Here is a 12991-nt window from a genome sequence, read left to right as displayed (position 1 = left end):
CGCAACTCCTAGTACGTGTCTATGCCGATGAAGGACTGGATCGCGGTGGCCGCGGCCCCGCGCGCCCACTCCTCGAAGGGCAGCGGACGTGTCATCACGTCGCACTGCGCCGCGGTGCCGAAGGCCGCCGCGGTGAACGCCTCGCGGATCTGCTCGGCGAACAGGTCGTACGCCGCGAGCCCTTCGCCGGAGATGATCACTCGCTGCGGTCCGAGGACGTTGACGACGGCTCCGATGGCGCGGCCGATCGCTTCCCCGGCCCGTGCGTAGGCCTCGCGTGCGCCGGGATCGCCCTGGTGCGCCAGCGCAAGGGCCGCGGCGGAGTCGGCGACCGGGGTGCCGGTCACCTCACGGACGCGGCGGAGGATGGCGGCGTCCCCGGCGATCGCCTCCACGCAGCCGGTGTTGCCGCAGTGGCAGGGCGGACCCAGCGGGTCGATCGGCAGATGGCCGATCTCACCGGCCACACCGTGCGCGCCGGAGACGACCTTGCCGTGCACCACGAGCCCGCAGCCGATGCCCGCGCCGACGGTCACCAGGGCGAAGTCGGAGATTCCCGCCCCGGCGCCGAACCACTGCTCGGCGACGGTCAGCGCGCGCACGTCGTTGTCGACGGTGACGGGCAGTCCGGTGACGGTGGAGGCGAGTTCGGCGAGCGGTACGTCCCGCCAGTCCAGGAAGGGCGAGTAGCGCACCACCCCGGCGGTGCGGTCCACGTCACCGGAGACGGCAAGACCGAGGCCGCGCACCTCCACGCCGAATCCCTCCGCCTCCGTGAGGAGTTCCTGGACGAGTCCGGAGATCGAGGCGAGCACCGCTCCGGGGTCTCGGTCGGTGACCGGGAGGTGGCGGGCGACGCGGATGCGGCAGCAGAGGTCGGTCAGGACGGCGATGATCTCGTCGCCGGTGACCTTGACCCCGATGAACAGGGCCCGCCCGCCGTCGACCCGCACGAGGGTGGCAGGGCGGCCGAGGGAGGGCCGCGCCTCCTCGTCCGCTCCTTCGACGAGGTAGCCGGCCGCCATCAACGGCCGTACCGCCTTGGTGACCGCCGCCGAGGAGAGCGCGGTCCGCCGGGAGATCTCGATCCGCGTGAGCGGGCCGTGGGACAGAACGGTGGTGAAGACCAGGGAAGCGGCAGGTGTGGGTGCCGGAACCACGTCGATCCGAGGGGTCGTCGAGGGGGTCGTCGAGCGCATGGCCGAAACGTAGGGGGTGTTCTTTTCCTCTGTCAATGAAAGAAGCAAGCACCTTTCAAGAAGCGCTGCCAGGAGGTGTTGAGCTTCAAATCAGCTACAGGAACAGGGTGTTGACAGTTGATCGAAGGGCGTGTTGGCTGCCGCATGTTCTCGAGGCGCCATCTCAACGTGAGGATCCATGCCTGTGATCTCCTTCGCCCCTGAGACCGGGGTCTGGCTGCTCCGCACTCCGCGCACGTCGTACGCACTCCGGGTCGACGCGACGGGAGCGCCCTGCCATCTCGCGTGGGGACCACGGCTGACCCTGGCGGAGGCGCAGGAACTCGCCGCTCCCCCGGCCCCAACCCCCAGCAGTTTCGAGGGACGGCCACCGGTCGGCGAGGAGCTCCCGGTGGACGGCGGGGCACGGTACGGAACCCCTTCGCTTCAGGTGCGCTTCGCCGACGGCACCCGCGCCCTCGAATGGGAGGCGTCAGGCCACCGCGTCCTTGAGCCGGCGCCGGGATCGACGGAACTGGCCCTGGAGTTCCGCGACCGCCACTACCCCCTGGGGATCACCCTCCACTACCGCGTCCACGACGACAGCGACGTCATCGAGCGCTGGACCGTGCTGCGCAACACCGGCGAGGAAACCGTGGTGCTGCTGCGCGCCGACTCCGCCGCGTGGACACTTCCGGCGAGGGACGACTACCGGCTCAGCCATGTCACGGGCCAGTGGTCCGCGGAGACCCAGCTGCACCGGGATCGCGTGCCGTTCGGCGAGACGGTACTCACCAGCCGCAGAGGTGTCACCAGCCATCACGCGAACCCCTGGGTGATGCTGGACGCGGGTGACGCGACCGAGGACCACGGCCAGGTATGGAGCGCGGCCCTGGCCTGGAGCGGCAACTGGCGCGTCACCGTGCAGCGCGCCCCCGACGGCCGGGCGGGCTTCACGGGCGGCGCGGGCCGCGACGGAATGACCCAACCCCTCGCACCCGGCGCGGAGTTCACCACTCCGCGCCACGCCGGTCTCTACACGGACGGCGGCTTCGGTGCGACCAGCCGAGCCTGGCACGCGTACGTCCTGGCCCACGTGCTCCCCCACCCCCACGAGACACGGCCGGTGCTCTACAACTCGTGGGAAGCCACCGGGTTCGACGTCGACGAGGCCGGTCAGCTGGCCCTTGCGGCCCGGGCGGCGGAGCTCGGCGCGGAGCTCTACGTCATGGACGACGGCTGGTTCGGCGCGCGCCGCAGCGAGCGCGCCGGGCTCGGCGACTGGACTCCCGCCACGGACCGCTTCCCCGACGGACTCACGCCCCTGGTGCGCGAGGTGCACCGGCTCGGGATGCGCTTCGGCCTGTGGGTGGAACCCGAAATGGTCAACCCGGACAGCGATCTCTACCGACGTCACCCCGACTGGGTCCTGCACTTCCCGCACCGCACCCGTACCGAGCTGCGCAGCCAGCTGGTGCTCAACTTCGCCCGCCGTGACGTCGCGGACTGGGCGTACGGGTGGCTGACCCGCCTGGTGGGCGACCACGGCATCGACTTCCTCAAGTGGGACATGAACCGCGCGATCAGCGAGGCGGGCTGGCCCGATCAGGCGGACGGCGCGGAGCGCGTGGGGACGGCGTACGTGCACCACCTCTACGACGTCATCGACCGGCTCCGCGCGGACCATCCCGGCCTGCGGATCGAGGCGTGCAGCGGCGGTGGCGGACGCGTCGACCTGGGCATGCTCTCCCGCACCGACCAGGCGTGGACGTCGGACAACACCGACGCGGCGGACCGCGTGTCCATCCAGCACGGCTACGGCCAGCTCTACCCGGCCCGGACGATGGCCGCGTGGGTGACCGACGTGCCCAACCAGCTCACCGCCCGGTCGGTGCCGCTGCGCTTGCGCTTCCATGTCGCCATGGCCGGGGTCCTCGGCCTCGGCGGTGACCTCACCCGCTGGACGGCCGAGGAACTGGCCGAAGGGGCGGCCCTGGTGGCCGAGTACAAACGCGTACGCCACCTCGTGCAGCACGGAACGCTGCACCGGCCGCGCGGCCCGGTCGACGACGGCCTCGCCGCGGTGCAGTACACGGCGGCGGACGGCAGCGAGACCCTGCTCCTGGCCTGGCACCGGACCCCACGCCACGGCACCCCGCGCCCACCGCTGCGCCTCGCCGGTCTCGACCCCACCGCCCGCTACCGCGACACCCGCACGGGCGCGGTGCACTCCGCGACGGTGCTGAGCGGCTACGGCCTGCTGCCCGAGCTGCCGGTCGGCGACTGGGCGAGTGCGGCGGTGCATCTGGTGCGCGTCCCGTGACCGGAAAGCACACCCGCGTCCTGGAGCCTCAACTGACGGGCCGTGTCGGGCAGTTGCCAACCGGGTAGGACGAAGGCGGGGCTGCGTACGCGAAACAGGACTCACGGCGTGACGCCGAGTGGCACCGTTACTGTGCGCAGAAGTCGGCGCGCACGCATCGGGGGGACCGAGTGGCACGTGAACCACGGCGACTGACGTTGACGGAAGCGATCGAGTCACTGCGTCAGGATCTGGCTGCCGCACAGCAGCAGGGCATCGGCAGGACCGTCGGGTTCTCCGTCGACGGCATCAGTGTCGAACTGGACGTACAGGCCGAGCGGAGCGACACCGTCGAGGGCGGGGTCTCCTGGTACGTGACGGCGAAGCGCGGGCGCACCGGCGTGAAGCGCACCGGGACCCGGCTCGTCGTGACGCTGAAGCCACGCGGAGTTCTGCACGTCGGCGATCGGACCGACCGGCCGCGGAACGCTCCACCGCCTCGCTCCTCGGGGCCTACGGCGGCCGGCACGGGAGAGTGATGCATGGTCGGCTCCGCACGGCTCGTGCCGGACCGGCTGGTGGAGATCAGCGTGCGGGACGACGCAGGGCGGCAGGTCGGGTACGGCTCGGGCTGGGTCATCGACGCGGATCTGGTGGTGACCGCCGCTCATCTGCTGGTGCCCGAGGAGCCCTCCGACGGGCCGACGGCCCCGGGCGGACTGGTCGTCGAAGTGCGCCAGGGCATGCACGCGGCCCATCTGCCCTGGCACCCCTGCGAGATCGTCTGGAGCGGCCTGCCGCACCTGCCCGAGCGCCGTGACAGCGGCCCGGCACAAGGTTCCCGTTGGGGCGCCGACATAGGTCCCCTCCCCTCGTTGGTTCCCTCGCTGGACGCCGCGCTGCTGGTCGTGACGGGTTCCGGCTGGGTGCCGCCGGAGCCGGGCAGCGATCCCCACCTCGGCCTCGTCGAAGCCGACATCACCGAGTTCCAGATCTTCGGTTTCCCCAGCTTCAACTACGAGGAGCGGCACGCCCACAATCCCTTTCAGGGCGGGGGCAGGCTCCGGCCCGCCAACCTCGCGCGCTCGGAGCTGATGGCCCTGTACGTGGCGGAGGAGGACTGTCCGGAATCGGGTGCCGACTGGGGCGGCATCTCGGGCGCCGCGGTCCTCGTCGACCAGCGGCGCACCCTGGTCGGGGTCGTCCTGCGGAGCGACATCGGCAGCCGCAGGAAGCTGACCGTCCTGCCGGTCGAGGTGCTGTTGGAGGACGTCGACTGCCGCCTGCGCCTGTCCGAACACACCGGTGGCCTGAGCGAGCCGCGGAACAGGCGCAAGGTCCTTGCCGAAGTCCGGGCTCTGCTGGAGCGGGCGGAGCCCCTGCGCGGGTACACACCCCGGCTGGCGCTGCTGCGCCGGCTGTTCCCGGACGTGGCCGAGGACGCCGAGAGCGCCTGCCTCCCGGGCGAGTGCCTCCTGCCCCTGCTCGTCGACCGGTGCGCGCAGACGCCCACCGGAATGAGCGATCTGGTGGCGGCGTACGAACAAGCGCATCCGAAGGACCGGGCGGTCGCGGCCGGACTGCACTTCCGCGTGGACGAGCTGGAAGCCCTGCGTCAGGTCGGGCCGGAGGGCTGGGTGCAACTGCGCGCCGTCCTGACAAGGTTGTACGAGTCGGACCTGAACGAGATGCCGGTGTCCGCGCTCTACGCACGCGCCACCAAGGCGCTGAGCGAGGGGATGCCCGCGCACTGCGACGGGTTGTGGAAGGCGTTCGTCAATCTGGCGGGCTCCAACATGCCGTCCGAGGGGCTGCCCCCGGCCGTGCACTTCCTCGAACTCGTCGCCAGCGCGGTCGGCGGTGCGACCGCCGGGGAGATCCAGGCGTACAGCCGCGCCTGGGCGCTGCGCCTGGAGACCGCCCGGCAGGGCGGTGGCCCTCGCACGGACACGGGGTGGCCTTCCCTGGCCCTGAGGTCTCCCGCGCCCCAGCGCACCGGCTACCAGGAGCAGGTCGACGCCCTGCGCAGCAGCCTCGTCAAGGCCCCGGTACAGCCCGCCGCTTCCGCGAAGCTCCTGGTCGAACTGGAGCCTGATCCCGGCAACGACCCCGACGACTGGGCGGTGTCCTTCTACTTCCGCTGCCGGCCGCTGCCCGGCACCTGGCTGCGCCTGCCGCTGCCGCACACCGAACGGAGCATCCGCCTCGCTGATCTGCCGGCGCGTCTCGAGCTGGCCAGGGAGCGGCTGCAGCGGGACTACGGCGTGCCCAGGGAGCGGATCGACGTCGAGTACGTGCTGCCGCTCGATCTCATCGACCACCCGGACACCTTGATACGGCGCGGCGCGCTGCCGGAGTTCGGGATGTCCTTCCCCGTGATCGTGCACAGCCGGGACCGGATGCGGCACCCGCCCTGGTGCCGGACGTGGCGGGAGCGCTGGCGGCCCCTCAGCGGGCAGCCGGAGGCGGGGCGGCTGCTCCAGCTGGTGCGGGCGCTGAGCGAGGACGGACGGGAGTTCGAGGGCGAGGAGCCGGTGGCGGGTCTGGTCCTCGCCCACAAACCCAGTTCGGTCCAAGGGCGCAAGGACGTCACCAAGGCGCTGCGGCACGGGGTGCCGCTGGTGATGTGGCGTCACGACGAGCGGGCGCAGCCCGACTTCTCCGTGCTGTTCACGCGCATCATGTCCGAAGGAGGGCTCGACGTACGGGAGTACGGTCGGGATGATGGCGGGGGCGATGGCACCGCCCCGCCCTGGACCGCCGGCTGGCATCAGCGGATCGTCATCATCTACGACACGCCGGACGGGTTACCCGAGCTCATTTACGGAGCGGCTTCGTGAACTCGCCACCCAGTGCCAGGCCCCCGGCCCGCACCGTCGCCGCCCCGGGCCCCTACCTGGGCACGGGTTTGCCGCACGAACCCTGCGCCGTCCTTCCCGCTCCCCCGCCGTGGCGGACGTACGCGGGAGGCCCGGACCTGGAGCCGCCGCCCGACGATGCGGCGGAGGCCGAGCGCAGGCTCGGAGCGGCGACGAGGGCGGCGCTGAACTTGGAGACCGCGTCAGGCGAGACGGCCGCGGTGAACGCCGCGCTGTCGCTGCGCAAGCCGCTGCTGATCACCGGACCGCCCGGAGTGGGCCGGTCGGCGGTGGCCTTCCGGATCGCCCGCGAGCTGGGGCTCGGTCGCGTGCTGCACTGGACGGTGACCGGCGCCTCGGTACTCCGGGCCGCGCTGTACACGGCGCGGGCCGCGGAGGGCGGGACGAAGGTACGGCTCGGCCCCCTGGGCACGGCGCTGCTCCCCTACGGGCGGCCTCGCGTACTGCTCGTCGAAGGCCTGGACCACGGGGACTTCGACCTGCCCGTCGAGCTGCGCGCGGTGCTGCGGCGAGGCGGCTTCGACATACCGGAGCTGGCCGAGGAGGACTCGGCCGTGGTCGCCACGGACGACCCGGGCGTGCCCGCGCCGGTGCCGCGCGGTCTCGTCGCCTGCCACGAGCTTCCGGTCACCGTGATCACCGCGGGGCGGGACAGGGTCTTCCCGGCCGAGTTCGTCGCGGACTGTCTGCACTGGGAGCATCCGGTGCCCACGACGGCGGAACTGACGGCGACGGTCAGGAGCCGGGCCGGGCTCACCGACGACGCCGACCCTCGCCTGCTGGCCCTGGTGGCGGAGCTGGCCGATGCCTGGTCCGCCGACCCCCGCGCGCTCGGCCGGCTGACCGCCGCCCAGGCCCTGGACGCGGTGGCGCTCGCCGCCGCCGGTCCCTGGCCGCCCGATGAGACCCCGGGCGCCGTCGCTGCCCGCCTGCTCGACCTGCTGCGGGGCCCGGCCCCGGGAACACCATGAGCGACCGCCGTCTCCTGGACCGGCTTGACGGCGCTGTGCTCGGCCGGCCCCTGAGCGCTTGGGACCGGCCCCCGGCGGGCGCGGCTTCCGGGGACGCCCCGGACTGGGCGGCCGTCGCGCGCAGCGTGCACCGGCTGGGCCACGCGGACGGCGGCCTGGAGCTCAGCCTGGTCCTCGACACGGCTGCGGGGATGGCGCTGTGGGAGCCGGTGACGTCCCGGCTGCACGCCGTGCTGCGGGGCCAACGGGGCCTGCGCGTGACCGAGTTGCCCTGGGACGGCCGGCCCCCGCGCTGCCGGGGCCCGGACCGCTTCCCGGCCACAAGCCGCAGGCGGCTGATCCTGGTCGTCACCGACGCCCTCGGCCCGGCGTGGCAGGACGGCACCGCTGCCGCCACCGTGGCCCACTGGGCGAGCCGGCATCCGGTGGCCTGTGTCCATCTGCTGCCGCAGCGACTCTGGTCACGGTCCGGTCTGCCCATGCGACGGATCCGCCTCCCGGCTCCCGGCCCGGCCACCCCGGGCCGTGAACTGCGCGGCATCCTCGTCGGCGACAACGCCCTCGCCCCGCACGACACGCCGCTGCCGTGCGGGACCGTCCCGCTCCCGCTGCTCCCCTTGCGCGGCCGTTGGCTCGCGCGCTGGTCCCGATGGCTGACGGGCGGCGCCGACGGCTTCACGGAGCTACCGGCGTACGCGATTCCGCCGCTGGCCGCGCCAGGACCGGCATGCGTGTCCCCGGGGGCCGCGCCCGCCGCCGACCCCGCGGCCCAGGTCGCCGCCTACCGGGCGGGCTGCTCGGCGACCGGGCCGGCGCTCGCGTCTCTGCTGGCCGCCGCGCCCTTGACGCTTCCGGTGATCCGGGCACTGCGGGAGCGGTTCGCGCCGGGCGCCGGATCCGCCGATCTGGCCGAGTTGCGGGCGTTCGGCCTGCTGGTGCCCGTGCCGGACGGGAGCGGCTTCGACATGGACGACGGGGTGCGGGAACTGCTGCTCGACGGGGCCCGCCGCACGGACACCCAGCGTGTCCTGATGTCACTCGACGAACTCGTCCCGGAGGCGGCCGCCCAGGTACGGCCCGGCCCGAAGCGCGGCTACTTCACCGCGGTGGTCACCTCACCGACGACCGCACCGATTCCCGCCGTGAGCGCGGCCAACGCCCGCCTCCTGCGGATCGAACAACTCGCCCTGCGCGCCCTCGCGGGCCCCTTCCAGGAGCGCGCCCGGCTCCTGGGACGGGCGCTGGCGCACCGGCACAGTGAACGGGCAGCCACCATCGCGTCCGCCGACGCCGGCACCCGAGCCCAAGGGGGAGGATCCATGCCCAGCGCGCCCGTCCCGACCGGAAACCCACCACGCGATCCGCAGGCCCCACCACGGCACGCCCCGTCGTCACCCGCCGTGTGGGAGAACATCCCCCCGCGGAACCCCAATTTCACCGGCCGCGAGCGCCTGCTCGGGGAGCTGGCGGAGCGCCTGGACTGCGGCGGTACGGCGGCGGTGCTGCCGGAGGCGATGTACGGACTCGGCGGCATCGGCAAGTCCCAACTGGCCGTCGAGTACGTCTACGTACACCAGAGCTCCTACGACCTGATCTGCTGGATACCGAGCGAGCGCACCTCCGGCATCATCAACGGTTTGGCCCAGCTGGCCCCGCGCCTCGGCATCAGCCACGGATCCGACGCGAGCACCACGGTGCCGGCCGTCCTCGACGCGCTGCGCCGCGGGGACCCGTACAGCCGCTGGCTGCTCGTCTTCGACAACGCCGAGAACACCGAGACGCTGGCGCCCTTCCTGCCCAACTCCCGGCTCGGAGCCGTCCTCATCACCTCGCGCAACCCGCACTGGGACAACGTGGCGCGCTGTCTCGAGGTGGACGTCTTCGAGCGCGGCGAGAGCATCAAGCTGCTCAACAAGCGCGGCCCCGAACTCACCGAGGAGGACGCCGATCTGCTCGCGGACGCGCTGGGCGACCTGCCGCTGGCCATCGAGCAGGCCGCGGCGTGGCGGGCCGAGACGGGGATGCCGGTCCAGGAGTACCTGCGGCTGTTCAAGGAGAAGCGCAGCGAGCTGCTCTTCGAATCCGCGCCCTACGCCTACCAGCAGTCGATCGCCACCGCCTGGAACGTCTCCCTCGACCACGTGGAGCAGACCAACCCCGATGCCATCCAACTCCTCCAGGTCTGCTCCTACTTGGCGCCCGAGCCCATTCCCCGGCACCTGTTCTCGCACGTGCACCGGGGCTCCATCGCCCCGCAGCTGGACGCGGCCCTCGCGGATCCGCTGCGCCTGAGCCGGGCCGTCCGGGAGATCAAGCGGTACTCGCTGGCACGGGTGGACCTGCGGACCGACTCCCTCCAGATACACCGGCTCGTACAGGCCGTGCTGATCAACCGCATGACGCCGCTGCAGCAGGATCAGATGAAGCGCGGCGCCCAGCTGCTCCTCGCCTCGGCCGATCCGCGCAATCCGGAGTCCAACACGACCTGGAACCGCTACTCCATGCTCTATCCGCACGCCGTGGCCGCCGACGCCGTCCACTCCACTGATCCCTGGGTGCACAGCCTGGTGGTCAACATCGCCAAGTATCTGCAGCGTTGGGGTGATCACGAGAGCGCGCGGCGATTCACCGAGGAGGCCTATGACGCCGCCCGCGAGCTCTTCGGCCCCGAGGACGACAAGACGCTCACCCTCGCCTTCTGGCTCGGCTGGACCCTCTTCAGCATGGGGCGCTACGAGGAGGCCGCCGAGATCAACAGGGCGACGCTCGCGGCGTACGAGTCCGCGCAGCTCCCCTCCCGCATTCCGGTGTCCGAGACGCGGGAGAGCCATCTCGACGCCATGGGGGCCGTCGCCGCCGACCTGCGGGTCACGGGTGACTTCGACGAAGCCCTCGCGCTGACCCAGCGGGTGTACGACCAGGCGACGGCGGCCTTCGGCGCGGACGACCCGGCGACCATGAACGCCGCGCACAACCTCGGAGTCTGTCTGCGGCTCGTCGGCCGCTTCCAGGACGCGTACGAACTGGACTGCACCACCTGGGAGCTGAAGCAGAACCTCCTGGGCACCGACCACGAACTGACCTTGCACACCCGGGTCGGCCTGACCATCGACGAGCGCGAACTGGGCCGCTACGCCTACGCCCGCGACCGGCAGGAGGAAGTGGTCGCCCAGTACGCGCGGCAGGTGCAGGCGGACACTCCGGCCGCCCTGCACGCCAAGCGCGTCCTGGCGGTGACCCGGCGCAAGGCGGGCGACCACCCCGCGGCGCTCGAGATCTCGGAGGAAGTACTTCAGGTGATGGTCGGCCGGTTCGGCCAGGAGCATCCGGACACGATCGCCGCGTCGCTCAGCCTGTCGGTGGACCTGCGGCACGACGGGCAGCTGGAACGGGCCCGGGAACTGGCCGACGTCTGCTGCCACCGCTATCGGCGCATCTTCGGTCCGCAGCACCCGCACACCGTCTCGGCGGAGGCCAACCTCGCCATCACCCTGCGTCTGGACGGGCACCCGCAGGAGGCCTACGAGATGGACCTGCGCGCCCACGCCGATCTGGCCGAGAAGCTGGGCGAGCAGCACCCGCTGACCTTGGTCGTGGCGACCAACCTGGCCAGTGATCTGGCGGCGCTGCACCGGTACGAGGAGGCGCTGGCGCTGGGCACGGCGACGCTCGCACGGTGCACCGAGGTGCTGGGGGCCACGCACCCGTCCACGCTCAGCACTGCCGCGAACCGGGCGCTGGACCTCCGCTCGCTGGAGCGGCACGAGGAGTGCGACGCGCTGCTCGGGCCGATCCTGGACGAGTTGCGGACGCAACTGGGCGCCACGCATCCGGCGGCCACGAACCTGGCCGACCTGACGCGGGCCAACTGCTACATCGACCCACTACCGCTGTAGCGGCCGGGAGCGGAGCTGTCAGGGCCAGGGCGGAAGGAAGACACCAGCCGCACCGGATCGACACTGCCGCCGCCTCGTTCGGCGTACACCGCCCTCACGAACTCCGGGCGGGTCAGCAGGACGTCCGCCGCCGGGTGGCGCTCGGCCCGCAGCGCGAGGCCGAGGCCGACCCATGCCTCGGGTGTCCCCTCCTCGACGACGCGGGCCTCGAACCGCTGCCGGGCCCAGCCCGTGTCACCGGTGACGAGAGCGACGTCCTCCGGGCGGGCGCCTTCGACCACCGCACCCGGCGCCGAACGCAGCGCGCGCAAGGCCTCGGGGTCGACGAGCAGGCGGCGCAACAGCACGGCACGGGTGTCGAGACCCCGCCGCGGCTTGCCCGGCACGATGACGTCGGCGTGTCGGGGCGGCACGAGCGGGACGCGGCCTTCCTCGTACGCCTTCGCGGCGCGCGTGACCGCGTCCGCATCCGCCTCGACGTGATGGGCCCGCCAGGACGCGTAGTGGTCGGCGGCGGCGTATCGGGCCGCGTCCAGTGTCTGCGGGTCGACCGGCTCGTCCTGCCAGGCGGTGAGGCGTGCGGTCAGCTCGTCGATCAACTCCCGCCCCAGGTCGGTGAGTCGGTCCACGTCACGGATGCCGTGCAGTGCCCGCAAGGTCTGAGCGCGCCACAGGGCGTATTCGAACGCGCCCAGCGGAGTCGGCCTGCGCCGGTAGAAGCGAGTGACGCCGAAGAAGGCGTACACCCCTTGCAGGAGACCGCCGAGCGGGCGCGGATCGTCACGCCAGGGGGCGTAGAACCGCTCGGTGCCGCCGTCGCGGTAGAGGGTGAACAGATGCATGAAGGCGCCGAGTTTGTTGTGCTGGAACTCGTGCACCAGGGTTGACGCGAACTGTTCCGCGTCGTCGGGCTCCGAGGCGACGACGGCGCCGAACGCGTCGCCCGACGAGGCGCTGTGCGGGCGGTACGGCTCCGCGCGTGGCTGGGGCACCACCGAGCTGAGGCCCTTGGCCGCGGCCCGGGCGGTCTCCGGGTCGTCGTGGGCGAGCAGGCGCCAGGCCTCGGTGAAGAGCGCGGCGTAGCGGTCGGCCGTGCGCAGGGGCTGCGGCGGCTGGGGGGCACGCAGCCCGCGGTAGGGGTCGAGGTCGTCAAGGACGGCCGTGCATCCGTCCCCGCTCAACTCACGCAGGGGGTACCAGCCGGGCCCGCCCCGCCGCACCTTGTCGACCAGCACCGCGCCCGCCTCCGCGGACACCTGGGCGCTGCCCCAGCGGCCCTCGGCGGGCGGCACTTCGGCGCCGCCCAGCATCGGCAGCACCACCCACCCGTCGCGCACCGGCACCGTGGTGCGGAAGTCCAGCCCCGCGAGCACGGCGGCGGATGCCGCCACCGCGTGCAACTGGCCGAGCTCCACCCACAGGGGGGACTCGCCCGTCACGCTGCCGCGCACGCGGCGCAGGGCGTACGCGGCCCATGTGCCGACGGTGGGGTACAGCAGGAGGCGCTCCACCGGCTCGGCGTCGGCCTCCCAAGCACGGGTCAACAGCCGCCAGCCGTCGGCGAGGGGAGGAAGCGGAGCGGTGGGCACGCCGTCGGCGGCATCGACGAGCGCGCGCAGGAGAAGCAGGCGCCAACTGCGCTCGGCGGCACGCAGCGCATCCACCGCCTCCGCACCGCAGGCTCCGGACAGCAGACCGCGGTACGCCTCAAGGCCCAGACGGTGCGGCCGTGGCGGTTGCGCGTCGACATGCATGACAGCTCCAG

Annotated in this window: 7 protein-coding genes; 5 read left to right on the top strand and 2 right to left on the bottom strand. The window is 72.6% G+C overall.

Features of this window, described 5'->3' with window-relative positions:
* Nucleotides 1-8 precede the first annotated feature (8 nt).
* The gene (locus tag ACZ6ZP_RS16210; RefSeq protein ID WP_351155921.1) at nt 9-1199 is read right to left on the bottom strand and encodes an ROK family transcriptional regulator; all 1191 of its coding nucleotides are present in this window, start codon (nt 1197-1199) and stop codon (nt 9-11) included.
* 178 nt (nt 1200-1377) lie between these two features.
* On the opposite strand from ACZ6ZP_RS16210, the gene ACZ6ZP_RS16205 reads away from it, so the two are divergent.
* The 5 genes from ACZ6ZP_RS16205 (at nt 1378) to fxsT (ending at nt 11226) form a co-directional block, all read left to right on the top strand.
* Entirely contained in the window at nt 1378-3501 is a 2124-nt protein-coding gene (locus tag ACZ6ZP_RS16205) for an alpha-galactosidase (protein WP_469407169.1), read from the top strand.
* A gap of 197 nt (nt 3502-3698) precedes the next feature.
* Entirely contained in the window at nt 3699-4019 is a 321-nt protein-coding gene (locus tag ACZ6ZP_RS16200) for a trypco2 family protein (RefSeq protein ID WP_351155927.1), read from the top strand.
* 3 nt (nt 4020-4022) lie between these two features.
* Nucleotides 4023-6320, top strand: a complete 2298-nt coding sequence (locus ACZ6ZP_RS16195; protein ID WP_469407167.1) for a VMAP-C domain-containing protein — start codon at nt 4023-4025, stop codon at nt 6318-6320.
* Entirely contained in the window at nt 6317-7330 is a 1014-nt protein-coding gene (locus ACZ6ZP_RS16190; protein WP_366464121.1) for a MoxR family ATPase, read from the top strand. Before ACZ6ZP_RS16195 ends, ACZ6ZP_RS16190 begins: the two co-directional genes overlap by 4 nt.
* On the top strand, nt 7327-11226 hold the full coding sequence (fxsT, locus tag ACZ6ZP_RS16185; protein WP_469407165.1) for an FxSxx-COOH system tetratricopeptide repeat protein: 3900 nt from the start codon (nt 7327-7329) through the stop codon (nt 11224-11226). The genes ACZ6ZP_RS16190 and fxsT overlap by 4 nt, the downstream gene beginning before the upstream one ends.
* On the opposite strand, the gene ACZ6ZP_RS16180 is transcribed toward fxsT, so the two are convergent.
* A complete protein-coding gene (locus ACZ6ZP_RS16180; protein ID WP_469407164.1) occupies nt 11202-12980 on the bottom strand; it encodes an HEXXH motif domain-containing protein in 1779 nt (592 codons plus the stop codon). The genes fxsT and ACZ6ZP_RS16180 overlap by 25 nt on opposite strands.
* Between the last annotated feature and the right edge of the window lie 11 nt (nt 12981-12991).

This window comes from Streptomyces sp. NPDC054047, assembly GCF_055585065.1.
This window is presented reverse-complemented; position numbering and strand designations above follow the sequence as displayed.